Origin of the sequence: Leptothoe spongobia TAU-MAC 1115 (assembly GCF_018739885.1) — a bacterium.
Lineage (GTDB): Bacteria > Cyanobacteriota > Cyanobacteriia > Phormidesmidales > Phormidesmidaceae > Leptothoe > Leptothoe spongobia.
The window spans coordinates 50428-67441 of record NZ_JADOES010000028.1 but is presented as its reverse complement, the minus strand read 5'-3'; the positions used below and the strand labels follow the sequence as shown (position 1 = coordinate 67441).

Genomic DNA, 17014 nt, shown 5'->3' with positions numbered 1-17014 from the left:
CAAGCGACTCATGGCCACTACACTACCTGATCATCGCAATATTGACGAGAAATTCAGGGGACCCTGTGAATTAATACACATGAGCACTATAGTCTTTGAACTAATACGTTCTACCCACGTTAGAAACATACTTTGAGACAACGACAACATGGCATCTACAGCCCAGAAAACTGCATTGTTGTCAATTACACCTACAGTTTGAAATTTGTGATCAATCTCCACCAGCAGATTAGTAGGCCGCAACAGTTCTGAATGATAAGCATGATGACTTTCAAGGCTATGGCTGACATAGGTAGCTTGGAACAACAGCCATAGACTCAATGCCTTTGTACCCATCAGAGGAACTCTGAGAACGTGCCATAAAATGGCAAGATAATTCATCACAGTTTCGTGTAAATAATGGCAATCAGAGCAGAAAAGTAGGCAATCAAGCCAAGGTATGCAGCCATCTTTCACAATCGGTATGCACAGTCCAACGCCCCCCTGATTCCCATTAACGATCAATCCAGCTCTTGTTCAACATGCCCAAGCTATTAGGGCAACTGCCTTCGCTGGATTAAAATCGATTTACAAGAAGTGGTGAATTAAGTCAAGAGCTCGCAAATGAAATCATAGTTCGGCTCAGCAACACCGAAAACATCACAAAAACTGTTCGCTATCTCAGATTCAAACTATAACAGTCACCTACCATTGCCCTATAAGGAGGCCCTAATAATTGCTTAAGTTTGGCGAATAGTTTCGGCCTGGGCTAATAGTGATTCTGCAAAGGCAATACCCTCCTGATGGGAGCGACCACCGGCTAGTTGAGCCAGTTCTTTACGACGAGCCGTGGCATCAAGACTTGTCACCCTCACGACAGTGCGCTCATCAGTATTTTTCTTGCCATCACTTACAACTTGTTTATCAACATGGAAATGAGCATCGGCCATAGCAGCCACTAAGGGCTGATGAGTAACACAAAGTACCTGACGATGCCGACTAAGTTGATAAAGCTTTTCAGCAATTGTCTGGGCTACACGCCCTGATACACCAACATCAATTTCATCAAAAATCAATGTGCCAATAGGGTCTACCTTACTAAAACAGGCTTTAAAGGCTAATAGAAAACGGCTCATTTCCCCACCAGATGCTGTTTCTGTCAAAGGTTGTAGAGGTTCACCAGGATTAGGGCTAAATAGAAACTCCACTACATCAGCACCATGACTTTGGGGAGAAGCAGAGCGTAAATCGGCCTTAAACTTCACTCGTTCCATCGCTAAGGGTTTGAGTTCCTCCACTAGCTGCGACTCCAGACGTTTGGCAGCCTTTTTTCGCAGCTTTGTCAGTTTGGCACATTCGTCTACCAGAGTAGTCTGGGTCTGCTCATAGGCAGCCTCTAAGGCTTCAATAGATTGACCATCACCATTAAGAGCATCCAGAGCCACTTGTATTTCCTGGTAGTACTCAATCAGTTCGGGTAAATCGCGACCATATTTCCGACACAGCTGCTTGAGCTCACTCATCCGCGCATCGACATCAGCCAAACGGGCTGGGTCTGTTTCTAGATTTTCACCATAGGTGTTGATCTGACGACCAGCTTCTTCTACTTGAGCCAGAGCATCATTCACAAGATCAAGCATCGGTGTGACCTGATCATCAAAGCGCTGCATAGAGCTGAGTAGGTTTTCTACACGCCCTAACAAATCAGAACAACTATCAAAGCTACCGTCACTTTCATAGAGGATTTGATATGCTTCATAGCTTTGCTTTTGCAGCTCTACACTATGGCTGAGCCGTTGGTGTTCCTGCTTAAGATGTTCTAGCTCATCAGGATCTTGCAAGTTAGCACCGCTTAGATCCTGAGCGTGATACTCAAATAGATCTAGCTGCTGCTGACGCTGCTGCTCAGCCCGACGACGACGCTCCAAAGCTTGTTGCGCCTCAGTGTCAGCAGCATAGGCCTCGGCTACTATGTGGCACTGTTGCTGCTGTTGACTACCGGCAAAACCATCCAGCCAATCACGTTGTGTATCCAGGGAACCAAGTTGCACAGTCTGTCCCTGAGCAGTAATTTCCACCAGCAATTGACGCAGTTCTTCTAGCTGATTTTTTTTGATAACGACATCATTCAAACGACTACGACTACGTACACTGCCTCGACCTGTGGTTAGCTCACGGCTACAGTGTAATCCGTCACCATTGAGCGGTATATCATTGGCAGCAAGCCATTCAGCCACTGGTGGCGAAGCATGAAACGTGGCCTTGATGAGCGCTTTCTTTTCGCCTGTACGGACCAGGCGTCCACTGGCTTTGCCTCCAAGTACTGTATCAATGGCATCCAAAATAATGGACTTGCCGGCACCAGTTTCTCCAGTGAGAACATTGAGACCAGGCTGCAGTGATAGCTCTAGCTGATCGATCAGCGTGAAATTATCGATTTTCAGGGAGGTTAACATGGCTCTTGTCTCCTGCGGGGAATCAATTGCAGGTATTGTTTGTCCCTGAGATTAGCAACGACAGATTGCAAACGGATGTGACTAAACCGAAGCACAGTGTAGGAAAGCCAAATAACGGTATTACTCAAATAGTGAGCTCATCAATTTTACTGTGGATTTTTTACTGTGGAAATGAAGTGAAATATCGGCTTAGACCATATTTAGGTTTGAAACCGTGTTTTACCGTGTTTTTGAACTGAGCAACAAACTAACACTCTTACAGCGAGGCAGACCCACCACATCTTTTTTAAGAGAAACGACAGGGACTTCGGTTTCTGTCACTGCCATTTCTCCCAAGGTCGAATTATTCTGACAATAGAAAGAAGAGCTAGTCTTAAGGATTACGGGAGGCTTTTGTTACAATAGTTAACATCGACTCAGGATTTATCCTTTAAGAAAGCTGAGCGCTGCTTTGAGTCAGCCATTTGCGTTAACCATATATTGTCAAGCTTATTTAGAAGCTTTATCTACAGAGGATTACAGCCCATGCAGACTGCGTCAGCGTTCTCTAGCTTGAATGACCGCCCGGCATCTCCAGCGCAGTCTGTGGATAATCTATTGATCTATGACCCCATTGCGATCGCACAATACTATCGCACCCGCCCCATCAAAATTTTCCTGCGTCTCGTAGAACTAGTTTGGACATTTATTGGTTTTGGACTCGGATTGCTATGGGATCGGCAAATCGGCAGTCAAAAGAAAAACGAAGCTAAACGTGCTGCTCAATTGCGAGAAGTCTTAACTAAGTTAGGTCCTGCCTATATCAAAATTGGTCAGGCCCTATCCACCCGTCCCGATCTGGTTCCTCCCACGTTTATGGCAGAACTGGTCAAGCTACAGGATCAAATTCCACCATTTCCCAATGAAGTCGCTTTTCGTCTGATCCAAGAAGACCTTGGGCAAACACCAGACAATATATATGCCGAAATTTCACCCGATCCTGTAGCGGCGGCCTCTCTAGGACAAGTCTACAAAGGCAAACTAAAAACTGGCGAGGACGTCGCCATTAAGGTGCAACGTCCAGGACTAACAGCACAAATTACCCGCGATATTTATCTACTACGGCGCATGGCCCAGTGGGCTTGCAATCATCTAAGCGTGGTGCGTAGTGACCTAGTCAGCATAATGGACGAGTTTGGTACCCGTATCTTTGAAGAGATGGACTATAACCATGAAGGGGAAAATGCTCAACTGTTTGAGTCCCTCTATGGATATATCCCAGAGATTATCGTGCCTCAAATCTACACTGAGTTGACCGCTCGACGCGTACTCACCATGGAGTGGATCAATGGCACTAAACTCACCGAACCTGAAATCCTTGAATCCAAGGGTTTAAGTGCAACCGAAATTGTTGAAATTGGGGTCCAATGCTCCCTTAGACAGCTATTAGAACATGGTTTCTTTCATGCAGACCCCCATCCAGGTAATTTGCTAGTTACCGATGACGGCAAACTGGCCTACCTGGACTTTGGCATGATGTGCAATGTAGAAAGCTATCAGCGCTACGGTCTAATCGAAGCCATTGTCCATATGGTTAACCGGGATTTTGATGGTCTGGCCAACGACTACGTCAAACTAGAATTTTTAACTCCTGAGACAGACCTAAACCCAATTATTCCAGCCTTAGCCTCCGTCTTTAACAATGCCTTGGGTGCTTCAGTAGCCGAACTCAATCTCAAAAGCATCACCGATGAGTTTTCCGCCCTAATGTATGAATACCCTTTCAGGGTCCCAGCCTACTATGCTCTGATTATTCGGTCCCTGGTCACCCTAGACGGCATTGCTATTAGCGTTGATCCCAACTTCAAAGTTCTCAGTAAAGCATATCCTTACGTCGCTAAACGGCTACTCACCGATCCCTCTCCCGAACTACGTCAATCGCTTCAAGAATTGCTATTTAAGGACGGCGACTTCCGCTGGAATCGGTTAGAAAATCTGCTGCGCAACGCTCGTGATAGCAAGGATTATGATCTGGAAAAAGTCCTACAGCAAACCATTGACTATTTATTCTCAGAACGAGGCGACCATATTCGCGACCATATTGCCGATGAACTAGCCAAAAGTCTGGACCAATTTGGCTATAGTCTGGTCAAACGGCTACAGACTGTCGTCACTCGCGCATCGTCAGTGCAGCCATCGCCTAAAGCAACTTCAACTCCTATGGCTAAAGAGTGGGAGCATATCAGCCGTATTATGGGTCTACTGGGAGAAACAAAAGGCATGAATGGCGGCACCATTGTTAAATTCGTGCCCCAGGTTCTAACTAAACCGGAAACCCAAAAAATGGGACAGCGCGTAGCTCGCAACTTAGCTCAACGAGCAGCCGCTAGATTACTACGCACCATATTTTTGCCAACAGCTAAAATGCCTCAGAACACAGCTGATAATAAGCCCTTGTTATCTGCTCAAAAGTCAGCTTCTTAAGAGGCTAGAAAGCGATGCGGCCATCTTTAAACATTATCGATAGTCCAGCAGTGCTCAGGATGATTTGGTCTCGTTATGTCGTTCACGCTCTTCCTGCTCTAGCCGTAACTTTTTTTCTAACGCTTGAATTTCATCTCGTCGGGCAGCAGTTTCTAAGGCCCGACGACGAATTTCTTGACTCTGTAAAGTGAGGGACTGTCGCCACTGCTCGGCCCTTTCTACTTCTTGATGGAAGAACTGGGGAGTCACTCCTTGAGTTAGAAATTGGGATACTAAGTCCAAGATCCAATCGGTAGCTTCTTGAAGCTCAACGACTTGATTTGAGGCATCTAGTTCTACTAACACCAAGGTGCCCTCATTAAAAATTACAGGTAGCGTAGACACAACTTCCTGATCACCGATGGATAGTTCCCAAAGGTAATCTTCGAGCTGACGCGCCAAAAATTGTAAGACGAGAGCGCCCTCAGAGGTAGTGTGGCAAACCTTGGCCAAGTGCTGCATGGTTGGATAAGCAAACGGCTAAACCTAGTATACCCTTACCCCCTTCGCTGTATATGTGCCCTGTCGGGGAGGTTCGTCAAGATTTCGCACCTAGCGCGTATAAAGTGGCACAAATTTAACATCTTTAGAGGATCAAAATACGGAAAGTCCTGCATAAAAGTTGAAGGTATAGCCATATGGTTAATTCAGGGATGTGTTCGCATCAGCATAAACTTTGTCAAGCTACAGCATGGTCTTATTAAATCTGATTTAAATTCCAGCCAAAAAGTCTTTGCTTTCCGGATACTTTTTGCTAAGCCCCACGTCTTAGATTTCAAGCACATTGCTTCAGGCGCTTCTTTTAGAAGTAACCTGTCTGGTTCTTAGTTAACCTCCAGCTCCCAGAGAGATATTGGAGGATACAAACGGACGTCGAGTAGATAATTTGCCCGGCAGCAGCCTAAGGCGATTGCTGGCAATATTTACGTCACTGGTAGATTCAGGTCTAAACGTTATGTCCTTTCATCACGCTCCACTTGGCAAAGGTAGCGCATCTGGCGATGTTGATCCTTTAAATAACCCATCCAAGCAAGCTGATAGCGGGATTCATCAGCCTACATCTGATGAATCCTCTACACAAAAGCAGATTGAACTATCGGAAGCCTATGACGAAGAGACAAGGTTTGAGCTGCTAAGTGCCTATCTTGATGATGAAGTAACGCCTCAAGAACGCAAGCTTGTCGCCCAATGGCTACGGGATGACCCCCAAACATTGCAAATGTATCGACGGCTGCTCATGCTGCGTCAGGCGATTCGAACAGCTCCTATACAAGCCCAACCGCCGTTAGAGGTCCCGACTCCTCCCAAACCATCTTGGGAAATATTTTCTCAATCGACATTACGTCGGACGTTAGTGTTTGCAATTGCGATCGCACTCTTCAGCGGTCTTAGTCACTTGGGTACCACCAGCGGTCGACAGCAACTCCAAGAAGCCTGGCAGTTTATCAAAACTCTGCCCCAAAGCACCCTATTAGAACTTGCCTCAACGACTGGTGAGCTAACCATCGATTCCTTGGATAACCCCTATATCAGTAAAATTTTCTAGCAACAGGCTAATTGACGTTAGTCCAATTCCCGACAAATCCCAAAGACCGATGTGAAGCCATGTAAAAAGGTCGTTTTACCCACGGGACCGATTTCACCGTTACAAAAGAAGCCCCCCAAGGGAACGGGGCCTAGTTTCTGACTAAAAAGCGCAGTATCACAATTAGGCTCATTAAACAGACTTGTGCCACGACCATTGCAGGCAAAGAGTAAAGCACCAGAAGGGGAAACACGGTCTTGATTATTCAGTCGATAGGTTTCTAATAACGCTGCTAGATCATCCTTAGCCGCAAAAGCATCTCGCAGATGAAATTGGATCCGCTGACCTGGACGAATTCGATCAGCAATAGCAATCGCGCCTACTTTTGGATCCACACCCACCAAATTACGAATCAAAAAGTCACCCTGTCCCAAAGATTGCTTAAAACCGCTTTGCGCTAAGCCGATAAATAATGACTCTTGAGCCAGCTGTCGATCTGCTTCATCCAAATCCTGAAACAGTTCTTGCAAGGCTTCGAGCGGAGTTTGCTCAGGAGCTTCCTCTTGGGTCACCTGGGCAGCTACCTTTGTGACCACATTACGGTCCCCTTCCACAACACGAAATGTAGGCCCAATGGGTCGACACCCCTGGGCAACGATAGCGTCAATGGTGATATTGCCAGAGAGCGCCACACCAATGACCCCCTGACGATAAAGCTGCTGACCACAAAATAATCCACAACTACGGCTGATACTCTCAATACCTGCCAGACCACCCAATTTGACCGATTCTGGATAGGCAAAATCCAACCCCTGTAATAGGTCATTCATACCAGTTGCAAAGGGATCTGCCATTAACAGGAAATGTGGCTTGTCAGCTGGTGACACACCAATGATTTCTGTCCATTCACTGGGGGGGCTATCCAAATCAGGTAACTCATCGATGGACAAATGAAATCCCTGGATCTCGACATCAGGCAGATAAGCAACCGTTAAACTAATCCCTGCCGTTTCTTCGACTTCCAACAAATGGCCTGCATTGCTTCTACCAATCACACCACTGCCACTGCAGCCAATAATATGAGCCCCCCCCAAAGGTCCCTTGAGCAAAGGTAATACGCGGGAATATTCACTAGCAAACGCTGAGGAGATAAAAATTATTGCCAAATTAGGCGCTACTTCCAGTTGGGTCAATACTCGCTCAATCACCTCTCGTAGTGCTAGCTCTAGTGAAGGATGGGTAGAGACGGCACTGGCCCATTTCATGGCATTTGGTGGCAATGGTGGCAAACTCAATACTCTTCAAAATAGAAATAAAGATATTAACAGTCTAGCCCTCAGCATCCTGTCATCTAGCCCAATGTGCGACAAACAAGGCTGTTGAGACCTAAGTCATAGACTGCAACTAACCTATAGCATCTTAGCAAGCGATGCTCTGAACCAAAGGAAGGACTCGGACAGCAAAACTTTTACTAGTGCAAATGGCAAGCTTTTCACCAACCGATACCCATAGTTACCTCATGGGCTTTAAGCATACCTTGCCCCTAGAGCATTTCCGCTAATTGCAAAATGCTTCTTTAGATACAACGGGTTTGAAAAAACCAAAGCTACCATAGAGATGTAAACCACCTCCAACGCTAAACTAGTGATTCGTGGAAACTCTAAAACAGACCACCATCTCTAGTAATAAGCACACTTTCAAAATTCAATACTTTGTTGAAAGTCAAAATAGACAATAATTATGAGCGATATCCAAGAAAAAATTTCTGAAGAGATCAAAGCAGCCCGAGACGTCTGCAGTACTGACGGCACCGGTTCTGAAAATTGTGCTGCTGCTTGGGATGCTGTAGAAGAACTCCAAGCTGAAGCTTCGCATCAGCGAGAGTCCGAAAAGCCTAAGACCAACTTTGAAACCTATTGCGATGAAAACCCTGAAGCAGATGAGTGCCGCATCTACGAAGACTAAGAACATCACTAATATTTAGTTACTGGCACAAACCAGCCCGATGCTAACGAGCTAGTTTGTATTCAGCACTAAAGATATTGCGGCCGAGTTCCTACAGTTGGGGACTCGGCCGTAATAATGGACACGTAAGCAATCAATATTTTAAAAATCAACCAACGCATGGTGTGAAGCGGGCACTTTTACTTACCTTCCTGCCACCCTACAGTGTTAATCTAAAGAGCGTTTTGAGGATTTTCCAATAACTTCCATGCCGAGTTCTTCATTGCTACAGCCATTGGTTTGGACGGACTATCGCTTAGCGGTCGTATTCACAGTACTTTTTCCTTTATTACTACTAGTTTGGGCATTTGTGACCCGAGCTGAAATATTACAGCAATTGCTAGTGATTTATTGGAAGGTCTCTAGTCTGCTAGCGATCACTGTATATCTAATGATTGCAGGGCTCCCTTTTAGCTTTTTAACTGGTGTGATAGCACGGGTATTGATGCCTCTATCTCTATGGTTTTGGGCAGATCTCAATGAAGAAATCAGAGAGCAGCCCTTTTCGTTGCTCAAGTTAGTTTTTATCTCTTGGCGCTGGGGAATAACGTTCTACTGTGGCTTGGGAGTATTGTTTCAAATACCGTTTTTACGCTGCGCCTTTTCCCAAACCATGTTTGCTGGTGACAGCTGCCAAGTATGGTTAGAGGCCCCAACGTTATTTAAGCAATCGTTTCATGCTGGTTTCACCCCCGGTTTCCTAGGTTTTTGGGCAATCCTAGCGTTAGTAATTTATTTACTGACTCTGAGTTACTTTATTTTTGTCAAACTGGGACGTCAAGGACGGTCTGCCCTTAACCAGTAAATAAGCACCCATGGCAATTTCGATTGAAAAACAGCTTGAGCAGTATACGCTTCATCATCCTCAAGAAGTTTTGCTCGTGACTGCTGAGATTGATGATGAACTGGACAAAATTTTGATATTTAGAGGGTTTTCTAGCTCCCTTGTACGATCAACTGCCTCGGATCCCGATATTCCAGTACTGCCTGATAATGCTGTAAATATCATGATTGACCGTCTGGCTGGTCCATACCAACCCAGTTGCCCAAACTACTTGGAACAACAGATTAGCTGGGATCAGTTTGCTAAGCGATTAACGAATCCTTGAAATTACAATGGTTACGTTCAAGACCTGTCACAATAGTTACCAGCCGTAGCTGCTTCTAATCCATACTCAGTCGGCTGGCTATTTCAATAGCTTTTCATCGTGCCTCTTTCTCTGCTATGCATCAAACGCAAGATTTACATGTGGTCGAAACTCGGCCCCTGATCAGCCCCGCCATGATTCATGCGGAACTGCCCCTCACGCAATCAGCCGCTGCTCTAGTATCTGCAACTCGCGATCGCATCCGCAATATTCTCTACAACGAGGATCGTCGCCTGCTAGTGATTGTGGGGCCTTGCTCAGTACATGATGTTGCCGCCGCTCACGACTATGGGAAACGCCTCGCTAAATTGCGATCATCACTATCTAACCAGCTAGAAATTGTCATGCGGGTTTACTTTGAAAAACCTCGCACTAATATCGGTTGGAAGGGATTGATCAACGATCCACATCTGGATGGGAGCTATGACATCAACCAGGGTTTGAGATTAGCTCGCAAACTCTTAATTGACCTAGCTGAGATGGGTTTACCTGCCGCCACCGAACTATTGGATCCCATCACACCACAGTACATTGCCGATGTCATTTCCTGGACCGCCATCGGAGCCCGCACTACCGAAAGTCAAACGCATCGGGAAATGGCTTCTGGTCTCTCCATGCCCATCGGCTTTAAAAATAATACTGACGGCAGTTTACAGGCTGCTACCAACGCTATGTTGGCCGCCAGTCGAGCCCATCATTTTCTAGGGATCAACCACAGTGGTCTGGCCAGTATCGTAGCAACCACCGGCAACCCCGACGGACATTTAGTACTGCGAGGCGGCAAAAATGGCCCTAACTATGATAAAACAAGCGTCAAACAAGCAGTCGCTGAGCTCTCAAAAGCTGGCCTCAATCCTCGCCTTATGGTGGATTGCAGCCATGCTAATGCCAATAAGCAACATCAGCAACAAAGTGTGGTGATCGAAAATGTAGCAACGCAGCTCAATACAGGCTCACGTAACATTTTAGGGGTTATGATTGAAAGCCATATCCGAGCCGGTCGTCAGTCTATTCCTGAAAACCTGGATGATTTGGTATATGGTCAAAGCATCACAGATGCTTGTGTTGACTTTGAAACCACCCAAACTATGCTGGAAAAGCTGGCTACAGCCGTTGGCCCTCACCTATCAACTGCATCCCTCTAAAAGAGCGGAACATTCACATTAATACTCGCACCATAAATTGTGTCATCGAAGTTGATAACCGATAGGGATGAATCACCAAATCTAAACCCAGTAAACAAACTAAGACGTGTAGTACTCGATAGGTCATGACTCACCTGGGCAAGTACCTGATGATAAGTATCAAACCGAACAATTTCTGTGTAATCATCCAAAAATAATTGATACAGCAAACTGACACGGGTTTGAGGGTCAAATCCATAATTTAAAGAGCCAGTAGCAATATGGCTAAACCGGCTAAATGCTTTTGGATCGCTCTGACTTAACCGTGCTTGATAATAGGTATCAAGCCAGACACGATTACTCAAAATATCACGCCGACTAAGTAACAGCTCTATGTAGTTAGCCGTAAAAAAGGAGTCGCTACCAGGAGTACTGAGGTCTTGAAAACGCCAGTTGAGTTGGCCATAACTACTCCGACCCAAACGCTGACGAATACCTGCCTGAAACTGTAGCTCGTTATAATCAACCACTGACAGGTCTTCGTACCTAGCCAGGTTTGCTTCAGCACTGATTACCAAATTAGTGCGGTCAGAAAGCCGTGGAAAAGCAAAAATACCAACACCCGCTTGATAAATACGATCATCAATAGGGTTGGGAGTACGAAATAAATTATTTCCCCCATAGACATTAGACCGCGCAGTTAAAAAGACACTGGTTTGGCGGGTAGGCTCAGGCTCAACTTCTAAGGGGACCTCATTATTGGGGTTATTTTGGCGAACTCGCAGTAAACCTAGCTCGCTATCAAGACCAACGGGCTGCGCTCTAACCCGCAAAATGCCTAACTCATCATCACCTAACTCATCATTACCCTTATCGTCATCATCAGGCTGCTGGTCACCAGACGACTCTGGCTCACGATCCTCATCAGAATCTAAAAAACGTCTACCATCGCCATCATGGCCATCGGCCACTTGCCAGAACTTTTCTTGAGAAGCTTGCTTCTGACACTTGCAGCGACCAGCAGACGTCTCGATCAACTTTGATACGGATAAAGTAGTAGGTGTGGAAAAACTACGTCTATCTGTACATGTAGAATTTGGATCATATGTAGGCTCTGGTTCCAGCAACTCTGGTGATGACAAGCCTACAATCTGGTCATCTTGAACCAGTTCCACCAGTTCACTCGTCAAGTCAGTCAGAAGAATTGATTCCTGAGCAACCGCACTCGATGCCAAGGCTCCCCAACTACCCAGGCACATTGCTAAGAACTGTATTCTTCCCAATGGCCTAGAAAACAGACCCATCATTAATATTCCATAGTTCCAAAATCAGCCTATTTGCCGATGTACAGATAGTCCACTGTTATGCAATCCAGAACGCTGACAGTGTTTTGAGCAAAACATGGCATTTGTAACTATAGTCCAGAAGAACCATTGTCGTTAATGCCGTGCGCTCAAATACCTAAACCTAATAAGACATTTTTCCCAAAATCTGAAAAACGCTTACATATCAGGATAAAGACCGAATAAATCACAAAAACTAGGCTGCACTTTGAAGAAAGCGTAAACAAACTGTGGCCATGATGATAGAAAGTTGGGTAGTATTACTAGTGGAGCAGAGTAAAAGTTCCTGCTCAATGCATTTGCCCAGTACTTCTGCCCATGAGCCCCTATCTGACTATGCGCAAAGTTTCTGCACGCTGGTGCTCACTATTATTAGGTACCTCCTTTATTTTTGGTATCCCTGGTGCCGCCTTAGCCCAAACATCGCTTACCTCAGCTAGAGTGGAGCGATTACGCAATCGGGTACACCTTATCCCCAGCGGTCACAATGCACGCTTGGCGCGTGTTGCTGATGTGATGAATATTGGAGATGCGCTGCGTACCTCTTCATCGGCTCGCGCAGAACTCCGTTTCAATGATGGCTCTTTGGCACGGGTTGGCGAGCAAGCAACCTTCCGATTCACGCCTAACACCCGAAATTTTCAGCTTTCAAACGGTACGGTTTTACTCTTGATTCCACCTGGCCAAGGGCGTACCACGATACAAACGCCCAATGCGGTGACAGGAATCCAAGGGTCTGCTCTATTTGTTAGGGTAAAGTGCTTAGCTGAATTAACAGCTGAAGGTTATTGTAATTCCCCGATAACTTTTGTTGGAGCCCTAACCAATAATCCAGCAGGAGCTATGCTCGCCTACAATCAAAGCGGTTCGCAGCAGCAGCCTATCTACGCTGGAGAGATGGTTGTAATCGAAGGCGATACGATTACTCAAAGGCTTGAATTTGATCTCAAAACGTTCTATCAGACTAGTGGGCTGGTAGAAGGCTTACAGCTTGACAGCTCTACACCACCTGCAGAATTATCTGAGGATCTTCAAGGTGTGTGGCAGGAAATTCAGGATGCCCTAAAGCTACAAGGTGATTTTGATAATGACGTCCCAGCTGAAGAAATCGTTGAAAATCCTGGATTTATCGCTCTCAGTGGGATTAACGATACTTTTAATGAATTAGATGAGTCATCTAGCAGCAGTGTTTTTGCTAGCTTTCCTGGGTTTGCATCATCACCAGCAGCCTCCTTTCATGGTTTAGGTCAACCCATTACAACCGCCTCATCAGAAGGAACATCTTCAGTGGTTAATGCTCTGGCACCAGAGACGTTAGCTGGCGGTGACGCAAATATTGATAACACTGTCACAAGTGCCAGTATCAGAGAATCTCAGGCAGATTTAACACCTCCAGCTGCACCTGCACCTGTAGCAGTGACAAGTAGTAGTAGTTCTGCAACAACATCGACAGTTTCATCGATTTCCTCTACTAATACTAATCTTCCAGCAATTTCAACGGTAACGCCAACAGGAGCTGAAGCTTCAATAGAAACATCGACTCCCCCCTCGGTCGTGACCACCCCGAATACGGTTGAACAACCCATCACATCTGTTGTAAATACACCTGCTCCGGTCGAGCAGCCACCAACTCCGGTTGTAACCACCCCGAATCCAGTTGAGCAGCCCATCACATCTGTTGTAAATACACCTGCTCCGGTCGAGCAGCCACCAACTCCGGTCGTAACCACCCCGAATCCAGTTGAGCAGCCCATCACATCTGTTGTAAATACACCTGCCTCGATTGATAAGCCAGAAACGCCAGTCGTAAACACACCTAATCCAGTCGATACACCCACCGTTGCATCAACAATCCCTGAGGAAGTAGTCCCTACTTTAGAAGCTGACCAAATTCCAGAACGGCCAGAAGTTACAATTGAGGACTTTGAGCGACAACAGCCAGCTGGTGCAAATGATCCTGAAGTAGTACTACAGTCACCAGATTTATCAATCAATGGTCCTAATTCTGACCCAGCATCAGCTCCTAACTAGATACATAAAATTTGATAATTTTTGATGCTCTTTACGTATCTAGCGAGGTCTACTGCAATAAAGCATATGCAACTTATAAAATGCTTCTACTCACGTTAAACATTTAACTGATTTCTATTGCATCATTATCGTCGGGATCTATAGCAGTAGTAGCATCTGGGAGTTTATAGCTTTTATCCCAGTCCTTCGGTAAAATTACTGTCGAAAGCTTAGCATCTTGCTCGTTAACCAACTCTAGCTCAGGCACCACTTTTTCGAGCGATTCCTCAGACAATCCGTCTAGTTTTAACTCTCGTAGATCTTGAAGTACAGCTTGAGCCGTTGAATAACGTTGGTTAAAGTCATAGCGCACCATCTTACCAAGCACTGTAGCCAGGCCAGGATTTAAATCCGAGACCTTATCAGCCCAAAGAATTTCTCCATGCTTATCTCGCTGCAACGCATGGGGTGGCAACCCAGTCAAAGCCTCGATAGCAGTAATGCCAAGAGCATACAGGTCACTGCTAAAGTTAGGTAATCCAGCAGACTGCTCACTAGGCATATAGCCCTGGGTACCAATCCCAACCGTTGATGTAATGCGAGCATTAGTATCCGTCAAACGATTAGAAATTTGCTTGACTGCCCCAAAGTCGATCAGCACATAACTGTGATCATTATGGCGAGAAATAATGTTAGATGGTTTTATATCTCGATGGATAACACCTTGAGTATGAACCGCCTCGATCACCGGTAGGAGATCTAATAAAAACCGAGCTACTGATCGTTGAGACATCGGTCGCTGAGGGTCAAGCAAATCTTTGAGCAAAGTTCCTTCAATCATTTCTTGCACTAGATAGAAGGAATAGTTAGCTTCAAAGTATGCTAACAGACGTGGTATTTGATCGTGTTCACCTAGACGTTCTAAGGTGGCAGCTTCTGCTGCGAACAGACGCTGGGCTAATTGGTGAGCCCGAGGATTATCACTAACAATCTTCAACTGCTTAACAACACAAATTGGATTACCCGGTCGCTGGGTATCTTCAGCTAGATAAGTATCCCCAAAACCACCCGCTCCCAGAATTTTGCTAATCCGATAGCGATCGCTCAGGACAGTACCGATCATCTCACTCTCATGAACCGCCAATAGATCCTTGAAATCATCCTGTTGACTAATAATCTCTTGAACAATGGGAGAAGTGACATAACGAGCTAATGTACTGCGTAATGTCTTTTTCTGTAACTGCTCACTAAAGAAACCAATGGAAAAATCTGCAGTAGCAAAACCCAACACACTAAAGATTGGCACTGCCATGGGGATGATAACACCACCGGTTATAAAAACAACAAAAGCAACTATTCCCCATGCAGCTGATCCTGTGGCTGCCCAAACTAATCGATAAAATGGTCGGCGAGATGAGATTTTACTCATTACTATAACCATTCCACCCAACCATCCACCCACCACCAACGCACTCAGCCAAGGCTTTTGAGCTAGAGAATACAGAGCTAAATCATCACGTAATGTCGCAACAGTATTAGCCAGGATCTCTACGCCAGCCATCGGCGTAGAGTACAGTAAACTTTTAGAGAAAGGAGCTGCATGAAAGTCTTGATGAAGCGAAGCAGTAGAACCGACCAGAACAATTTTGTCCTCAAAGAAACGACCATTATCTAACTGAGATCGCCAAAGTTCATCATCTAATATGTACCAAAAGGGAACATGCTGAAAAGTCTTAGCAGGCCCATGGAAGAAGATATGATTGCCCTTAGTCTGTGTGTAATCGCCCTGAGCCGCAGTCAAAGTTGCTTCTGAAAAGCTCAAGACTGGCGGTTCAGTCTGATCTTCTGCAGGAAATTCTTCACCTAATAGATTGGACTCTACCTCTTTAAGCGTATTCAAAAATTCCCGACTAAGACGATGGATTTTACCATTGGGTTCCATCGGAAAGTTAATAGCTCCGACTTGAATCGGCATCTCACGAAAGTCAGGCAACGGTAGCGTTGGCTGTATCAAAGACCCCTGTCTCAGATCAATATCGCCATATTCTGCCGCCAGCACTACCTGTTCTCCATGTTTAGCAAGAACGTTAGCAAAGGCTATATCATCTTCTGGTCCGTAGCTACTAGGCTGAGCAAAAACAATATCTAAGGCAATTGCATCGGCACCTGCATCCAAAAGTTTTTCTATAGCAGAGGCATAGGTTGCCCGTGGCCATGGCCATGAACTAATCGCTGCTAGTTCAGGATAAGCTTCAGGCTGATCTAAATAATGCTGCCCCTGAGATAGAGATTCCTCATCAATGGCTAAGATAACGATATCGCTTGGAGCCGATACGACTCCTCGCAGCTCCCACATTAGAGCTTGCGCCTGATGCTCTAATGAACGAACAAAGCTAAGATTACATCCTGTAATTAATGCGGTTGTACCAATCAGCACTACATTCAGGCAAGCGCGCCATCGCTGTGCAAGATTGATGGTTGGCAAAAGACTACGCAGACGATCTTGAGATGTCAACGTAGCCGTGATATCAGCCCCATCTTGTTTCATCCGTATAAAAGTATTTAGACACCGTACAAATCAAAGCAATATGATGATGCAACCTGTATGAAATCAAGGATTTCCTTAGTTAGGCGAACAATTTGAATAATTTCAGTATTTAATAAAGTGGCGTGTATAAAATCACATAAAGTGTGGGATAGTGTTACGGTTATAAACTGGAATTAAAACCATAATAGCCTGAAGCTATCGCTAGTATCCCATCCTCATAATATGACGCTGGGTAAGTCGTTGATGTCAGTATGTGTATATTAAAGGTCAAACTTATAAGCTGGGAGATTTGAGCAAGGCGGCAGGAATAGAGAGAGGCGTCCGCACGATAGCCAAATCTGGCTTATAGTAGTAACTTGACCTATTTCAAAGAGA

Annotated in this window: 12 protein-coding genes; 7 read left to right on the top strand and 5 right to left on the bottom strand. The window is 45.4% G+C overall.

What is annotated here, in order from left to right; genetic code table 11:
• Window positions 1-719: 719 nt before the first annotated feature.
• Window positions 720-2435, bottom strand: a complete 1716-nt coding sequence (gene recN / locus IXB50_RS14235; protein WP_215609643.1) for a DNA repair protein RecN — start codon at window positions 2433-2435, stop codon at window positions 720-722.
• 525 nt (window positions 2436-2960) lie between these two features.
• Here recN and IXB50_RS14230 point away from each other — a divergent pair.
• Window positions 2961-4898, top strand: coding sequence for an ABC1 kinase family protein (locus IXB50_RS14230; RefSeq protein WP_215609642.1), 1938 nt, complete (start codon window positions 2961-2963; stop codon window positions 4896-4898).
• Window positions 4899-4952: 54 nt separating this feature from the next.
• Here IXB50_RS14230 and IXB50_RS14225 read toward each other — a convergent pair whose 3' ends face one another.
• Window positions 4953-5399, bottom strand: a complete 447-nt coding sequence (locus IXB50_RS14225) for a hypothetical protein (protein WP_215609641.1) — start codon at window positions 5397-5399, stop codon at window positions 4953-4955.
• A 493-nt stretch (window positions 5400-5892) separates the two neighbouring features.
• Between IXB50_RS14225 and IXB50_RS14220 the strand changes: the two genes are divergently transcribed.
• Window positions 5893-6483, top strand: a complete 591-nt coding sequence (locus IXB50_RS14220) for an anti-sigma factor family protein (RefSeq protein WP_215609640.1) — start codon at window positions 5893-5895, stop codon at window positions 6481-6483.
• Between the two features lie 17 nt (window positions 6484-6500).
• Here the strand turns inward: IXB50_RS14220 and IXB50_RS14215 are convergent, their stop codons facing one another.
• Window positions 6501-7727: an FIST signal transduction protein gene (locus IXB50_RS14215; protein ID WP_215609639.1), complete on the bottom strand. Its 1227-nt coding sequence runs from the start codon at window positions 7725-7727 to the stop codon at window positions 6501-6503.
• A gap of 475 nt (window positions 7728-8202) precedes the next feature.
• Between IXB50_RS14215 and IXB50_RS14210 the strand changes: the two genes are divergently transcribed.
• The 4 genes from IXB50_RS14210 to IXB50_RS14195 all read left to right on the top strand — a co-directional run bounded on the left by IXB50_RS14210 (window position 8203) and on the right by IXB50_RS14195 (window position 10759).
• The gene (locus IXB50_RS14210) at window positions 8203-8427 is read left to right on the top strand and encodes a Calvin cycle protein CP12 (protein ID WP_215609638.1); all 225 of its coding nucleotides are present in this window, start codon (window positions 8203-8205) and stop codon (window positions 8425-8427) included.
• A gap of 247 nt (window positions 8428-8674) precedes the next feature.
• On the top strand, window positions 8675-9271 hold the full coding sequence (locus IXB50_RS14205) for a DUF3177 family protein (protein WP_215609637.1): 597 nt from the start codon (window positions 8675-8677) through the stop codon (window positions 9269-9271).
• A 10-nt stretch (window positions 9272-9281) separates the two neighbouring features.
• Window positions 9282-9575 (top strand): DUF7734 family protein, encoded by a 294-nt coding sequence (locus tag IXB50_RS14200; protein ID WP_215609636.1) that lies wholly within the window; start codon window positions 9282-9284, stop codon window positions 9573-9575.
• A 116-nt stretch (window positions 9576-9691) separates the two neighbouring features.
• Window positions 9692-10759 carry a 3-deoxy-7-phosphoheptulonate synthase gene (locus IXB50_RS14195; RefSeq protein WP_215609635.1) on the top strand — a complete coding sequence of 356 codons (1068 nt, stop codon included), beginning with the start codon at window positions 9692-9694 and terminating at the stop codon, window positions 10757-10759.
• Here IXB50_RS14195 and IXB50_RS14190 read toward each other — a convergent pair.
• Entirely contained in the window at window positions 10756-11997 is a 1242-nt protein-coding gene (locus IXB50_RS14190) for a hypothetical protein (protein WP_215609634.1), read from the bottom strand. The two genes, IXB50_RS14195 and IXB50_RS14190, sit on opposite strands and share 4 nt — an antisense overlap.
• 420 nt (window positions 11998-12417) lie before the next feature.
• Between IXB50_RS14190 and IXB50_RS14185 the strand changes: the two genes are divergently transcribed.
• Window positions 12418-14112: a FecR family protein gene (locus IXB50_RS14185; protein WP_215609633.1), complete on the top strand. Its 1695-nt coding sequence runs from the start codon at window positions 12418-12420 to the stop codon at window positions 14110-14112.
• A 103-nt stretch (window positions 14113-14215) separates the two neighbouring features.
• Here the strand turns inward: IXB50_RS14185 and IXB50_RS14180 are convergent, their stop codons facing one another.
• The gene (locus IXB50_RS14180; RefSeq protein WP_215609632.1) at window positions 14216-16639 is read right to left on the bottom strand and encodes a serine/threonine-protein kinase; all 2424 of its coding nucleotides are present in this window, start codon (window positions 16637-16639) and stop codon (window positions 14216-14218) included.
• Between the last annotated feature and the right edge of the window lie 375 nt (window positions 16640-17014).